Genomic DNA, 13,453 nt, shown 5'->3' with positions numbered 1-13,453 from the left:
GTCGCGTGAGATGGCGGGGAGGACCGGCGCATCGCGCGTACAGCGTGATCGTCTTCGTCATCCTCGCCTCCCTCGACAACGTCGCGATCAACCTGGTCCCGCCGCTGTACGGCAGCATCGCCGACGACTACGCCGTGGGCGAGGGCCACATCGCCCTCGCCACCACGGTGATGTTCCTGATCAGCGCGGTGGCCGCGATCGCCTGGGCGTACGCGGGCGACCGCCTCGACCGCAAGCCGGTGCTGATCGCCGGCACTCTGATCTGGGTGGCCGGCACCGCCTGGTCCGGCCTGGCCGGCAGTTATCCGTCGTTCCTGCTGTCCCAGGTGCTGGCCGCGATCGGGCTGGGCGGGGTCGCCAGCGTCAGCTTCTCGGTGGTCAGCGACCTGATCTCACCGCGGCGCCGGGGCCTGGTGATGAGCTTCTGGGGCCTGTCGCAGGGCGTCGGCACCCTGGTCGGCACCCTGGTGGCCGGCGTGCTCGGCTCGGCCGACTGGCGACGGCCGTTCCTGGTGGTGGCCGTGGCCGGCGTGCTCGCCACGGTGGCGTACGTCTTCACCTTCGACGTGCCGCGCGGGGACAGTCAGCCGGAGCTGGCCGGCGTCGAGTACGACGAGCGGATCCACCACGACCACCTGCCCCGGATCCTGCGCCGGCGGACCAACATCTGGCTGATCCTGCAGGGTCTGACCGCGCAGATCGCCTTCGGGTCGCTGGTGTGGTTGCCCGTGCTGTTCCGCTCGCGGGCCGAGGATCAGGGCTACACGACGGCCACCGCGGTGATCGTGGGCAGCGTCTTCGCCACGTTGTTCCAGCTCGGCGGGGCCCTGTCGATCCTGGGCGGGCTGATCGGCGACCGGCTGCAACGCCGTACCCCCCGGGGCCGGGCCCTGGTCGCGGCCGTGGGCGTCATCGCCGCCGTGCCCTTCTACGTGGTGCTGTTCTTCGTGCCGTTCCGCATCGACGTGCCGGACGGCGGCAGCGCCGGCGCCGTCGTGCTGGCCATCCTGGGTCAGGTCTGCACCGAGCCGACGGTCGGGCTGAGCCTGGCCACCGCCGTCTTCGCGCTGGCCCTGACCTCGGCCAACTCGCCGAACTGGTTCGCGCTGATCGCCGACGTCAACCCGCCGGAGCACCGCGGCACCGTGTACAGCCTGGGCAACCTGGTCAACGGGGTGGGCCGGGCCGGCGGCAACGCCCTGGTCGCGCTGGTGTTCCGGCAGCTGGCCGGGGCCTTCCCGCCCCCGCTGAACTACGCGGTCGGCCTGGCCGCGTTCCAGTTGTTCTTCATCCCGACCGGCGTCATGTACTGGCTGGCCAGCCGGACGGTGGCCAGGGACATGGCGGACACCCATGCGGCCCTGGCCACCTACGGCAAGCGGGAAGAGGTCAGACCCGCGCCCACACAGTGACGTCCTGCGGCACCCGGCCGTCGTCGGTCAGGGGACCGCTGGCCAGCTGCACCCGGGCGTTGAGGGGCAGCTCGGCCGGCGCGTCGCCGAAGTTGGTGAGCACCAGCAGGCCGCCGTTGCGGAACGCCAGCACGTCCGCCGGGGTGTCCACCCAGCGCAGCGTGCCGGTGCCCAGGCCGTGCTCGGCGCGCAGGCGCAACGCCGTCCGGTAGAGCTCGTACGTCGAGCCCGTCACGCCGCGCTGGCGGTCCAGTGCGTACTCAGCCCACACGCCGGGCTGGGGCAGCCAGCTCGCGTCGGCCGGCCCGAAGCCGTACGACGGGGCGTCGGCCTCCCACGGGATCGGCACCCGGCAGCCGTCGCGACCGCGCTCGGCGTGTCCGGAGCGTTCCCAGGCCGGGTCCTGGCGGTATTCGTCGGGGATCTCGGTGGCCTCCGGCAGCCCCAGCTCCTCGCCCTGGTAGAGGTACGCCGAGCCGGGCAGCGCCAGCATCTGCAGCGTCGCCGCGCGGGCCCGGCGCAGGCCGAGCGCCACGTCCGGTTGCGGGTCGCCGATGCCGATGCCGTGCTTGCGGGGCTCGCCGACCGGGTAGCCCAGCCGGGTCGCGTGCCGCACCACGTCGTGGTTGGAGAGCACCCATGTGGTGGGGGCGCCGACCGCGGCGTTGGCGGCCGTGGTGCTGTCGATGACCTTGCGCAGCGGGTCGGCCGACCACGGGGTGTCGAGGTATTCGAAGTTGAACGCCTGGTGCATCTCGTCCGGGCGCACGTAGCGGGCCAGCCGGTCGGCGGGCTGCACCCACGCCTCGGCGACCAGGATGCGGCCGCCCTCGTACTCGTCGAGGACCGCGCGCCACTGCTGGTAGATCTCGTGCACGCCGTCCTGGTCCCACATCGGCGGCGGCGGGGCCCCCTCGGGCGCGAGGCCGCCGAGGATCTCACCGGCGTACTGCCAGTCGGCGAGCTCGGCGTCCTTGATCAGGCCGTGCGCCACGTCGACCCGGAAGCCGTCGACGCCGCGGTCGAGCCAGAACCGCAGCACGGAGACGAACTCCGCCCGGACGTCCGGGTTTCCCCAGTTGAGGTCCGGCTGCGAGACGTCGAACAGGTGCAGGTACCACTGGCCGTCGCTGACGCGTTCCCAGGCGGGCCCGCCGAAGACGCTCTTCCAGCCGTTCGGCGGCTCGCTGCCGTCCAGGCCGCGGCCGTCGCGGAAGATGTAGCGCTCGCGTTCCGGGCTGCCGGGCGCGGCGGCCAGGGCGGCCCGGAACCAGGCGTGCTCACTGGAGGTGTGGTTCGGCACCAGGTCGACGATGACCTTCAGCCCCAGGGCCCGCGCCTCGCTGATCATCTTGTCGGCGTCACCGAGGTCGCCGAAGCGCGGATCGACCGCGCGGTAGTCGGCCACGTCGTAGCCGGCGTCGTGCTGCGGCGACGGATAGAACGGCGACAGCCACACCGCGTCCACGCCGAGCTCGCGCAGGTCGCTCAGGCGGTCCGTGATGCCGGGCAGGTCGCCCATCCCGTCGCCGTTGCTGTCGGCGAAGGAACGCGGATAGATCTGGTAGATGACGGCGCTGCGCCACCAATCGGTCTCGGGGGATGGCATGTCTTCCAGGCTAACGGCGAAGACCCGGCGGACCCCCGTCAGCCGTCCAGAATCGCGGCGAAGCGTTCCTCTGCTAAATCGAGTTGGTCCAGGATGTGGTCCTTGGCGGCGACGGACAGCGGGGTGTCCGGGCGCCCGACCAGCTCGCGCAGCTTGGGCACCAGCGGCCGGTACTTGATCGCCGAGCTGCGAGCCTTGTCATATGTGGTGTGGATGACTCCGACGCCGTTGTCGGTGAAGTCGGAGATCTTGATGATCCGGGCCCACGGGTCGCGGTCGAGATTGTCGGCCACGTGGGCCCGGTACTGCTCGTGCTTGTCGCGTTCCGGGTCGTACTCCGGGTTGGTGACCGACCGGACCAGCTCGGCCATCCGCGGGTTGAACCGCCGGGCCAGCTCGGCCACCGCGGCGTCGGTCAGCGTCTGGTGCCCGAGCGTCGGGTCGAGACCGGCCAGCTCGGCGGGGTGGTCCTCGACGGCGTCGTGCAGCAGGGCCGCCGTGAGCACGTCCACGTCCCGGATGCCGTAGTAGCGGATGATCCGGATCGCGACCCGCAGCAGGTGGTTCAGGTAGGGCTCGCGGACCCGGCGGTCGTCGGCGTGCAGCCGGGCCGCCAGGTCCAGCGCCTCCTCCAGCTGCCGCCGGTCGTCGGGCGGGAACTCGAGCAGTTCGAGGGAGAACCGCTCGCGCAGACCCGCCTCGCCGTACACCTCGGTGATCGCGTGCAACGGCATCGACAGCAGCATCCTTGGCGCCATGCCGATCAGGTATACCCGACGCGGCGGTCGTGTGGGTGCGCGATCAGGAAGGGACGTCGATCAGCGGTTCGTCGATCAGGGGCTTGGGGCGCAGCGGGACCGGGCGCGGCGAGGGCCGGGTGCCGGGCGACGGGCGGCTGCCGGGGGCGCGCCGCATGGCCGACATCGACGCCTGCTTGAGCGACCAGGGGTTCTCGGCGTGCATCCCGCGGCGCGGCACGTCCTCGCCGAAGGTGAACTCCTCGTCGGTCATCGCCTGCAGGGCGCTCAGCGCGACGCCGAGGATGAGGGCGGCGCTGACCAGCGTGATCGGCACGATCATCAGCAGCGGCTTGATGCCGTGGACGTCGGTGGAGACGGTCGGGCTGAGTTCGACGGACATGCTGGCCATCCCGGTGTAGTGCATGCCGGCGACGGCCATGCCCATCAGCGCGGCGGCGCCGGTCATCGCGCTCATGCCCTTGACCGAGACGGCGAACCAGAGGGCGGCGGCGCAGGCCACCACCGCGATGATCGCGGACGCGGCGACCAGGGCCGGATTGAAATGGATCTTGCCGGACACGTGCAGCCCGGCCATCCCGGTGTAGTGCATGGCCAGCACGCCGATGCCGGTGAAGAAGCCTGCCACCGCGATCTTCGGCAGGCTGCGCCGGCCGTGTCCGACCACCATCAGGCCGAGGCCCACGGTGACCACGGCCAGGCCCAGACTCACCATGGTCAACCAGGGGTTGTACCGCACCGGGCTCTGCGGCACGTCGAAGCCGAGCATCGCGGTGAAGTGCATGAGCCAGATGCCGGCGCCGCCGATCGAGAAGGCGGCGATGACCAGCCAGCGGTTGCGGCGGCTGCGGGAGCGGGCACTGCGCGCCCGGCCGGTGGCGAGCAGGCCGAGGAAGGAACCGAGGAACGCGACCAGGTACGCCGCGATCGGGTTGAAGGCTCCGTAGGTGAAGTGATGGACCTCGGCCACTTTGTCGTCACGCCCTCACGAACATCGGGAACAGTTCGCTGAGGATTACGCCATACGTCCGATGTGGGACATCGCACGTCGTGTGCGGCCCACTACACAAAGAGAACCGGGGCCACCGTATGGCTGCCTGCGAGAGGTAGCCATACGGCAGCCCCGGTGCGGTCGTCGTGACCGGTCAGGAAACTGCCGGGGGAGGGAGGGGGGTCTAACTGAAGATGCTGACGCCACCGGGGCCCACGAGGAGACCCACGATGATGAGGACGACGCCCCAGAGGATCTGCCGCCGGAACAGCGCGAGGATGCCGGCGACCACGAGGATGACTGCGAGGATCCAAAGCAAGAGTGACATGTCGATCTGGTACCCGACGGCCAAAAATCCAAAACCTGTGACCCGGGGCACCGGGGCGAAAAAACTCCACGAACGACAGCGGCCCCGCCACCACCCTCGCGGGCGGGACGGGGCCGGACGGCCGGGCGGTCGTCAGACGGTCGCGAGACCGGCGTCGACGTCCTCCGACAGCAGCTGGTAGACGTTGTACGCCTGCTTGATCACCGGGTGCGCCACGTTGCGGACGGGCACGCCGCCGGGCGTACGGCCGCGCTCGCTGCCGTGATGCGCGTGCCCGTGCAGGGCCAGCGCCGTCGGGGCCGAGTCGATCGCCTGACCCAGCAGGTACGACCCCAGGAACGGGTAGATCTCGAGCGGCTCACCGACCAGTGTCTCGGGCACCGGGGCGTAGTGGGTCAGCGCCACCAGGGCATCGCAGTCGAGCCCCCGCAGCGCCGCACCGAGACGCTCGGCGATCGCCTCCGTCGTACCGACGAAGTTCTTCATCTCGCGCTCGCCGAACGAGCTGGCGCACGCCCCGGCGAACCCGCCGCCGAAGCCCTTGGCGCCGGCGATGCCGAGCCGATGACCGTTGATCTCCAGGACGGTCGCGTCGCCCTCCAGCACCGTCATGCCCGCGTCGCGGAGCACGTCGCCGACGGCTTCCTGCTGGTCACTCTGGTGGTCGTGGTTGCCGAGCACGACGACGACCGGTACGCCCAGCTCGCCGAACTCGGTCGCCATGCACTTGGCCTCCTCGACGGTGCCGTGCCGGGTCAGGTCCCCGGCGATCAGCAGCGCGTCGGCGACCCCGGGCAGCTGTTCGAGCGCGGGCCGGTAGCGGCCCAGGACGTCCTTGTCGACGTGGACGTCGCCCACGGCGGCGATCCGGATCATGAGATCTCCTCCACCTCACTGGGCGCCGCGGCGCGCACGATGCCGATGTCGCAGGCGATCTCCACGTCCGGGAAGTTCGCCGTGATCTGCCGGCAGATCTCGTCGCGCCGCTGGGCGCTCTCCACCTCACCGCCGAGCACCAGCAGGTGCTCGCGGCGTTGCAGGGTGATGCCCTGCTCGGCGATCGCGCCGTTCTCGGTGAGCAGGCGCTGGATCTCCGCCTCCACGTATTCGTCGAGCTGTGGTGTCATCTCAACCCCCCACTGTCAGACGTGCTTCCCCCGGCTGCGCGACCACGTCCAGGCGGTCGAGCAGGACCAGGAACGCCTCCGCGTACGGCGATTTCGCGGTCTCCTCGCGGACCCTGTCCCAGTCGATCTGCTCGCGCAGGGACCGGGCGACCGGCAGGCCGGTGGCGAAGTCGCAGTAGTGCTGGGTGTAGCTCAGCAGCTTGTGCACCATCAGCTGGGTCGCCGACAGCACGGGCATGTTGATCGCCTCGACCGGGCGCATCACGGTGTCCCGCAGCGTGGCGTCGGTCACCGGCGACTCGACCGGGCGGTAGATGAGGTCCACCATCCGGCCCTCGTCGAAGACCTTGACCAGCCAGTCCTCGGGCGGTTGCTCCACCTCGAAGCCGACCGCGGACAGCTCCTCGAGCGCCCGGGTCTTGTCCTGCTCGCGGATCAGGAAGTCGACGTCGTGATCGCTGGAATGCCCGCCGTGGGCGTAGACCGCGAAGCTGCCGCCGAGCGCGAACGGGACTTCCGCCTGTTTGAGCACGGAGGCAACCCGTTTGAGCGTGTTGACCAGGCCCTCGTCCACCCGGTGCGGCATGGCGGTCTCCCTGCGTCGATTGATGTGCGTTTGGCACTTCCGGTCTACCCGGAGCCGGTTGCCTTCACACCAGCAGCCCGGCTCGGGCCGGAACCGAGCGTGACTGGCCCGGGTACCGTTGGTGGGTATGGTCCCTGACCTCGGTTCCGCCCGCCCCGCTTTCGACGATCAGCACCCGGTCCAGCACCACTCGGTCACCGCCGTCCGCCCGCTGCGCACGGTGGCGCTGGTCGGCATCGACGGTTCCGGCAAGACCACCCAGGCCCACCAGCTGGCGACCGCCCTGGCCGCCCGGGGCCTGCCGGCGACGTACCGGCGCAACGCCGGCGGGCGTCGCTGGTTCGGCCGGCTGGCCACGGCGTTGGGCCGGCGCGACGGCGAGCACCTGCTCGGCCGCAAGGCGATGCTGTTCATCGAGTCGGTGCTGCGCTGGCTCGCGATCCTGCGCACGCTGCTGCGCCGCACGGTCACCGGCGAAGTCGCGATCATGGACAGGTACGCGGTCTGCCAGTACGCGAGCATCCGCGCGCACGCCAAGACTCCCCGCCCCGAGCGGCTGAACCGGGCCGAGCGCCGCGCCCGCCTGGCCTACCGGGTGTTCCCCGCCCCGGACGTGACGTTCCTGCTGGCCGTGGACCCCGCCGTCGCGTACGAGCGGATCGAGCGGCGTGGCTACGACCACGAGGAGATGGACTACCTGCGGGCGGCCACGGCCGCGTACGAGTCCCTGCCCGAGCACCCCACCTTCGTGGTGATCGACGCGAACGGCCCGCCGGAGCAGGTGCAGGAGGCCCTGCTGGAGCACCTGCGGGCGTGGATGCCCGCGCCGGTGCCGGCAGTGGTCCCGATGCCACGCGTGCCGGCCGGCTCGCGGGGACCGGCGACGATGCTGGTGACTCATGCCCGGGCGCTGCTGGTGACCGTGGCGACCCTGGCCGCGGCCGCCTCGGTCCTGACCTACCAGCTGGCGGAGGGTTTTTAAGGGCCTGTCCTGCCGGTGATGAGGGCCTGCGCCGCCATGAGACCGTCAGGACAAGCCCTAGGCCCGGCCGTAGACGGGGATGGCGGCGCCGCTGGTCGGTGCCGAGCCGTCCCCGGCCAGAAAGCCGATCACCTGTGCGATCTCGGCCGGGGTGACCCAGCGGGAGAAGTCGGCGGCCGGCTGGGCGGCCCGGTTGGCCGGCGTGTCGATGACGCTGGGCAGCACGGTGTTGCAGCGCACGCCGCTCTTCTTGTATTCGACGGCGACTGCGTTCGCGAAGGCGAGCACCGCGGCCTTGGCGGTCGCGTACCCGGCCGCTCCGGCGAACGGGGCGACCGCCGCGCGCGACGAGACGCACACCACCGAACCGCCGCCGGCCGCCACAAGGTGGGGCAGCGCGGCCGCAGTCACCAGGTACGTAGGGCGCAGGTTGGACCGCAGGATCGCCTCGAAGTCCTCGATCGGCGTCTCGTGCACCGGTCCGCCGCCGGCATATCCACCGGCCAGGTTCACCACCGCGCGCAGGGGCGCACCGGGCTCGGCCGCCGCGACGGCCACCGCGTCGGCGACGGCGCCGGGGTCGGTCAGCTCAGCCGTGACCGAGAACACACCCTCGGGCAGCCGCTCGGTGCCCACCCGGACCGGGGCGACGACGCGCCAGCCCTGATCGCGCAGCACCTCGAGGACGGCCCCGCCGAGCCCGCCCGCTCCACCCGTAACCAGCACACTGCGCTCCATACCGAGAACCGTAACGGTGTGTTTCGCGTCACTGCTGCCGGGACTCGGTGGAACGGCCGGGGCGGCCCGCCGAACGGCCGTCATTCCCGGGAGGGTCACCCGTACGGGCGAGTGAACTGCGGCTTGTCGTGCCGCATCGTGGCAGGTGGTCCCGTTCGCGGTCGGCAACGGGAGCTTTTGCCGTGGCGTTTGGGTCAAGCCGGACGGCAACCTGTCGATGCTGGACGTGAACCCAATCGGCTACCAGCCCGTACTGGGTAGTGATGAGCATCGCAGCGGAATCCGTGATGCCCGTCGCTGTGACGAAGAGGGGCCGATGGTGTCATGAAGCGGGCACAGGGTATGCGTCTCATCACGCATCCACCGGCGGGTGCTGCTCCGAATACCTCTGCGAGAGCCCTCTTCAGTAAGTATGCACGCGGCTCTCAGCTGATGCTCAGACACTCGTGACACTTTCGACTCACCAGCCGGAATCAGCGCAGGGCGCCAACTGTTCAGGTATGTGTCAGCACCGCAATGCATGAACTGCGGACGTTACGGGGAGGGCTGATGGACGCAGGTATTGCCCGTAACAGGGTTAGTGAAGGCAATGAGGGGACCGTGGGCAACGTGGAGAAGAACACCGTGATGCGGACCGACCAGGTCGCCGAGGAGCGCGACCTCGTCGGAGTCTACCTGCACGAAATCTCCCGGACGCCGCTGCTGGATGCTGCCAGGGAGGTCGACCTCTCCAAGGCAATCGAGGCCGGCCTCTACGCCGAGCACCTGCTCGACACCGGCGAGGTCCGTCGCGGCGTGAGCCGGGAGGAGCTGGAGCGGCTGGTCACCGAGGGCAAGCGGGCGAAGGATCTCTTCATTCGCGCCAACCTGCGACTGGTCGTGTCGATCGCCCGCCGTTACGTGCGCTCGGGCATGCCGATGCTCGACCTCATCCAGGAGGGCAACACCGGCCTCGTGCGCGCCGTCGAGAAGTTCGACTACGAGCGTGGCTACAAGTTCTCGACCTACGCGACGTGGTGGGTCCGCCAGGCCATCAGCCGGGCCATCGCCCAGCAGGAGCGCACCGTGCGCCTGCCCGTGCACCTGGTCGAGGACGTCAACCGGATGCGCAACGTCACCCGCCAGCTCGTCCGCGAGCTCGGCGCCGACCCGGAGCCCGCGCAGGTCGCCGCGGCGCTGGGCGTGACGGTGGAGCGCGTCACCGAGCTGACCCGCTGGGCCCAGGACACCGTGTCCCTGGACACCCCGGTGGGCGACGACGGCGACACCAACCTCGGCGATCTGGTCGCCGACAGCGACGCGCCGTCGCCTGAGGAGATCGTCCTGACCGCGCTGGAGCGTCAGCGCATCGAGGGACTGCTGAACCACCTCGACGACCGGTCGGCGGGCATCATGCGCGCCCGGTACGGCCTCGAGGACGGTCGCGAGCACTCGCTGACCGAGGTGGCGTCGCGGTTTTCGCTCTCCCGGGAGCGCATCCGCCAGCTGGAGATCCAGGCGCTCGGCCGGCTGCGTGAGCTGGCCCGGGCCGAGGGCCTGCAGGCCGCGTAAGGCAGACCACCAGTACGGCGAAAGGCCGGTGACCCCTGCGGGGACACCGGCCTTTTCTCGTGCCTGCTACTCGGGTGACCCGGCTCAGGTGACCCGGCCGTAGCCGTTCGGGGTCATGATGTCGATCGTGCGCTTCTTGACGGGCTGGCCCGCGCGGGAGGCGTCGATGATCTGGCCACCGCCGACATAGATGCCGACGTGTCCGTTGCTGCGGTAGAAGACCAGGTCGCCCGGCTTGAGCTGGGACCGCGAGATCCGTGTCGTGGCGCTGTACTGAGCGGCGGCGTTGTGCGGCAGCGACTTGCCGGCGGCCCGCCAGGCGGCGGAGGTCAGGCCCGAGCAGTCGTAACCGTCCGGCCCGTCAGCGCCGTAGTCGTACATGACGCCGATCGCGTTGTAGGCGAAGGTGACAGCCTTACCGGCGGAGCCCGCGATGGACGGGATGTTGCCGGTGTACTTGCTGGACTTCTCGGTGGGCGAGCCGTAGGCGGCGGTGCGCATCGCGTACAGCTTCTTGAGGTCGCCCTCGATCTTCTTCTTGCGCGCGTTGAGGGCCTTGGCCTCAGCTTCCTGCTTCTTCTGGGTCGCCTTGAGGGCGGCCTGGCGCTCGGCGAAGTTCTCCGTCGTCGCGCGGTACTCCGCGATGTCGCGGCCACGGCTGCGGGAGATCTGCTCGAGGATGCTCATCCGGTCCATGAGGTTGTCCGCGCCCTCGAGCACGACGTTCATGGTGCCGATGTTGCCGGTCTTGTACGCCGACGCCGCGATGGCGTCCATCTGCGAGCCGGCGGCCTCCAGCGCGGCCTTGGCCGGGCCCAGCGACGCGGCCAGCTTCTTTTCCTCGTCCTTGGTCTTCTTGAGGCTGATGTTCATCTTGTTGTACGACTCGATGACGTCCTCGAGCTGATCGGACGCCTTGTCGATCTTCTTCGTCAGCTCACTCGTCGACGGTTCCGCGTGTGCGGCGGTCGCGGTGGTGCCGGTGATCGCGATCGCCAGGGCGGCAACCACCAGCGCACGGAGCCTCGTGCGGGCGTGTGGCAACGGTTTGTGGCCTTTCTTCCGCTCGGGCCGCCTACCGGGTTAGCTGACGGGTTCGGGGCGGGAAGAAGGCCCCTACCGCTCGCGCGGATTCACCCCGGTGCTGCTTCGGTTGGTTCCCCGGTTCGTCGTGGCGGAGGCGGTGACCGTGGGGGATCTGGTCGCCCGTTTCCGCCGGCGAGGATTCGGCGGCGTTGGCCGGCGCCACCGAGGGTGTGGCTGCGGACCGGACCAACCGCATTAACTTATCGGCGCGCGGCATTAACACAAGAGCCCGTAGAGTGACTTGCGCCAATGATCACAAATAAGAGAATGATCCCGATAACGGCGGGCAACAAATCCGTTCCGCAGCGTTACTTTTCCTACTCTGCCATGGCCGGCGGGGAAGTGCGTGCGGCCGGGACCCACTTGTGGGAGACGACCCGTTCGGCCCAGAAGGAGAAGAACGGGATGGTGCCGGCCAGCATCACCAGCAGCATCCGGCCCAGCGGCCAGTGCGCCCGGCGGCTCAGGTCGAAGGCGGCGACCAGGTAGACCATGTACAGGAAGCCGTGGATCGGGCCGATCGCGGCCACCACGGTGTCGTTGTCACCCAGGTACTTCAGCGGCATGCCGACCAGCACGAGCGCGATCAGGACCACGCCGACGATCCAGGCGATGATCCGGTAGCGGGTGAGGGCTCCCTGCACAGTGCACGTCCTTTCAGCCGGCGCTGGCGCGACGGCCGGGGTAGTCGCTCGGCCGGGCTCCGGGGTGGGCGGCCAGCCAGCTGAGGTAGTCGTTGTAAGCGGCCAGCTCGGGATCGTCGTCGGCCGGCGCCACCTGCGCCACCGGCACGCGGACCGGGCGGCGCACGGTCACCGGGGCATCCTGGCGTGGCACGGGCGGCTGCTCCGGTTGTGGCTCAGCCTCCGCGGGGCCGTCCTGCTCGGCGGCGCGGGCGGCGCGGCGCTCCTGCTGGACCTCGCGGAACCAGATGAACACCACGAAGAGGGCGAACACCGGCCACTCGAAGGTGTAGCCCCAGCTGAGCGAATTGCCGCCGGTGGCCCGGCTGAACTGCCACCAGCCCAGGGCCAGGAAGCCGGCCACGAGCACGAGCGCCAGGATGTGGCGCGCGATCCACGCGGGGGTCCACAGCCCTTTCATGTCCCTCAGCGTACCGGCGGGTTTGGCGGCAGGGCGCACGGGCAACCGTTGCAGCAAGTACTTCTGCGACCGAGGAAGGGAGCGCCGTCATGACCGACGCCCGGCTCGACTCCGCCGGCGACGAGACCGTCGTCTCCGAGAACGGCATCGACCCCGCGGGGCTGGCCGACGACGATCTGTTCCGTGAGCTGGCCAGCCTGCACCGCACCCGGCTGCAGACGTTGCGGCACGGGCCCGACGCGGCCCTGGCCAACCACCTGCGGCGGACCGAGGAGCTGGAGAACGCGTACCTGTCCCGGTACCCCGGCCGTGAGGTCGATCCGGACCGGCTCACCCAGGACTTCTGAGAGGACCCCGGACTTCATGATCTCCTCGGTACGCGGCCGGCTGAACCGGCTGCGACGGGACTACGCACCCCACGAGCACCGGCCGCTGGACGGCTACGTCGCCACGATGGGGGCGTTCGGACTGCTCGCCGGCAGTCTGGCCGCCGCCGCCAAGCTGACCGCGAAGCCCGTACCGGACCGGCCGGCCACCGCCGACATCGTGCTGATCTCCATCGCGACGCACAAGCTGAGCCGGTTGATCGCCAAGGACGCGATCACCAGCCCGCTGCGCGCGCCGTTCACCCGCTATGCGGAGCCGGGCGGCAGCGGCGAGATCAACGAAGAGGTACGCGACCAGGGCAGCTCCCTGCGCCACTCCGTCGGTGAGCTGGTCAGCTGCCCGTTCTGCCTGGCCGTGTGGGTGGCCACCGGGCTGACCAGTGGCCTGGTCTTCGCGCCCCGGCTGACCCGGCTGGCGGCCACGGTCTTCACCGCCACGGCCGCCTCCGACTTCCTGCAGATGGCGTACTCCCTGGCCAAGGAGGCTGCGGAGGGTGACCAGCAGAGCGACGAGGACGACCGGCCGGCGCTGGCCCAGGCGGCCTGACCCCGGTACGGAAAAGCCCCCGGCCGCTCGGCCGGGGGGCTTACCGCTGTGCTGGGGTGACGCGGTCAGGGCGGGCCCTCACGCTCCAGGCCGGACCAGCCGCGCGAGCTTTCCTCCTCGCCCTTCTCGCCCTTGATGACCTCCCGGTCCACCGCGGTGTCGGAGTGTTCGCCGGCGAAGTCGCTGTCGCCGTCCGGTACGGCCTCCTCGTCACCGAAGGCCGGCAGGCGTTCGTTCTGCTGGGTCAT

At 70.3% G+C, this 13,453-nt stretch carries 17 protein-coding genes and 1 riboswitch; of the genes, 5 read left to right on the top strand and 12 right to left on the bottom strand.

Going from position 1 to position 13,453, the window contains the following annotated elements:
• The first annotated feature begins 5 nt into the window (after positions 1-5).
• Positions 6-1,412: an MFS transporter gene (locus AB0C12_RS36840; RefSeq protein WP_360554992.1), complete on the top strand. Its 1,407-nt coding sequence runs from the start codon at positions 6-8 to the stop codon at positions 1,410-1,412.
• Here the strand turns inward: AB0C12_RS36840 and AB0C12_RS36835 are convergent.
• The 7 genes from AB0C12_RS36835 to AB0C12_RS36805 form a co-directional block, all read right to left on the bottom strand.
• The gene (locus AB0C12_RS36835; protein ID WP_360554990.1) at positions 1,390-3,021 is read right to left on the bottom strand and encodes an alpha-amylase family glycosyl hydrolase; all 1,632 of its coding nucleotides are present in this window, start codon (positions 3,019-3,021) and stop codon (positions 1,390-1,392) included. The genes AB0C12_RS36840 and AB0C12_RS36835 overlap by 23 nt on opposite strands.
• A gap of 38 nt (positions 3,022-3,059) precedes the next feature.
• The gene (locus AB0C12_RS36830) at positions 3,060-3,779 is read right to left on the bottom strand and encodes an HD domain-containing protein (RefSeq protein WP_360554988.1); all 720 of its coding nucleotides are present in this window, start codon (positions 3,777-3,779) and stop codon (positions 3,060-3,062) included.
• Between the two features lie 43 nt (positions 3,780-3,822).
• Complete coding sequence (locus AB0C12_RS36825; protein WP_360554987.1) at positions 3,823-4,749, bottom strand: MHYT domain-containing protein; 927 nt, start codon at positions 4,747-4,749, stop codon at positions 3,823-3,825.
• A gap of 205 nt (positions 4,750-4,954) precedes the next feature.
• On the bottom strand, positions 4,955-5,098 hold the full coding sequence (locus AB0C12_RS36820) for a GPGG-motif small membrane protein (protein WP_360554986.1): 144 nt from the start codon (positions 5,096-5,098) through the stop codon (positions 4,955-4,957).
• Positions 5,099-5,230: 132 nt separating this feature from the next.
• Positions 5,231-5,974, bottom strand: coding sequence for a metallophosphoesterase (locus AB0C12_RS36815; RefSeq protein ID WP_360554985.1), 744 nt, complete (start codon positions 5,972-5,974; stop codon positions 5,231-5,233).
• Positions 5,971-6,225 carry a hypothetical protein gene (locus tag AB0C12_RS36810; protein WP_360554983.1) on the bottom strand — a complete coding sequence of 85 codons (255 nt, stop codon included), beginning with the start codon at positions 6,223-6,225 and terminating at the stop codon, positions 5,971-5,973. The genes AB0C12_RS36815 and AB0C12_RS36810 overlap by 4 nt, the downstream gene beginning before the upstream one ends.
• Position 6,226: 1 nt before the next feature.
• Positions 6,227-6,811, bottom strand: a complete 585-nt coding sequence (locus AB0C12_RS36805; RefSeq protein WP_360554982.1) for a nucleotidyltransferase — start codon at positions 6,809-6,811, stop codon at positions 6,227-6,229.
• A 211-nt stretch (positions 6,812-7,022) separates the two neighbouring features.
• Here AB0C12_RS36805 and AB0C12_RS36800 point away from each other — a divergent pair, with 211 nt between their 5' ends.
• Positions 7,023-7,793 carry a thymidylate kinase gene (locus AB0C12_RS36800; RefSeq protein WP_360555399.1) on the top strand — a complete coding sequence of 257 codons (771 nt, stop codon included), beginning with the start codon at positions 7,023-7,025 and terminating at the stop codon, positions 7,791-7,793.
• Positions 7,794-7,850: 57 nt separating this feature from the next.
• On the opposite strand, the gene AB0C12_RS36795 is transcribed toward AB0C12_RS36800, so the two are convergent.
• A complete protein-coding gene (locus AB0C12_RS36795) occupies positions 7,851-8,531 on the bottom strand; it encodes an SDR family NAD(P)-dependent oxidoreductase (RefSeq protein WP_360554981.1) in 681 nt (226 codons plus the stop codon).
• Between the two features lie 549 nt (positions 8,532-9,080).
• On the opposite strand from AB0C12_RS36795, the gene AB0C12_RS36790 reads away from it, so the two are divergent.
• The gene (locus tag AB0C12_RS36790) at positions 9,081-10,082 is read left to right on the top strand and encodes a sigma-70 family RNA polymerase sigma factor (protein ID WP_041840672.1); all 1,002 of its coding nucleotides are present in this window, start codon (positions 9,081-9,083) and stop codon (positions 10,080-10,082) included.
• Positions 10,083-10,166: 84 nt separating this feature from the next.
• Here the strand turns inward: AB0C12_RS36790 and AB0C12_RS36785 are convergent, their stop codons facing one another.
• The 3 genes from AB0C12_RS36785 to AB0C12_RS36775 all read right to left on the bottom strand — a co-directional run bounded on the left by AB0C12_RS36785 (position 10,167) and on the right by AB0C12_RS36775 (position 12,272).
• On the bottom strand, positions 10,167-11,093 hold the full coding sequence (locus tag AB0C12_RS36785; protein WP_360554979.1) for an NlpC/P60 family protein: 927 nt from the start codon (positions 11,091-11,093) through the stop codon (positions 10,167-10,169).
• Positions 11,094-11,140: 47 nt separating this feature from the next.
• Positions 11,141-11,275, bottom strand: a riboswitch (cyclic di-AMP (ydaO/yuaA leader).
• 210 nt (positions 11,276-11,485) lie between these two features.
• On the bottom strand, positions 11,486-11,812 hold the full coding sequence (locus AB0C12_RS36780; RefSeq protein ID WP_360554977.1) for a DUF3817 domain-containing protein: 327 nt from the start codon (positions 11,810-11,812) through the stop codon (positions 11,486-11,488).
• Between the two features lie 13 nt (positions 11,813-11,825).
• On the bottom strand, positions 11,826-12,272 hold the full coding sequence (locus AB0C12_RS36775; RefSeq protein WP_360554975.1) for a hypothetical protein: 447 nt from the start codon (positions 12,270-12,272) through the stop codon (positions 11,826-11,828).
• Positions 12,273-12,361: 89 nt separating this feature from the next.
• Here AB0C12_RS36775 and AB0C12_RS36770 point away from each other — a divergent pair, with 89 nt between their 5' ends.
• A complete protein-coding gene (locus tag AB0C12_RS36770) occupies positions 12,362-12,619 on the top strand; it encodes a DUF6158 family protein (protein ID WP_360554973.1) in 258 nt (85 codons plus the stop codon).
• 19 nt (positions 12,620-12,638) lie between these two features.
• The gene (locus AB0C12_RS36765) at positions 12,639-13,205 is read left to right on the top strand and encodes a DUF1360 domain-containing protein (protein ID WP_360555397.1); all 567 of its coding nucleotides are present in this window, start codon (positions 12,639-12,641) and stop codon (positions 13,203-13,205) included.
• A 65-nt stretch (positions 13,206-13,270) separates the two neighbouring features.
• Here the strand turns inward: AB0C12_RS36765 and AB0C12_RS36760 are convergent, their stop codons facing one another.
• Positions 13,271-13,453 (bottom strand): hypothetical protein, encoded by a 183-nt coding sequence (locus AB0C12_RS36760; RefSeq protein WP_360554971.1) that lies wholly within the window; start codon positions 13,451-13,453, stop codon positions 13,271-13,273.

It is taken from the genome of Actinoplanes sp. NPDC048967, from assembly GCF_040649415.1.
Taxonomy (GTDB): Bacteria; Actinomycetota; Actinomycetes; order Mycobacteriales; family Micromonosporaceae; genus Actinoplanes.
The sequence above is the reverse complement of the archived record's forward strand: the minus strand, read 5'-3'. Positions and strand labels throughout refer to the sequence as shown.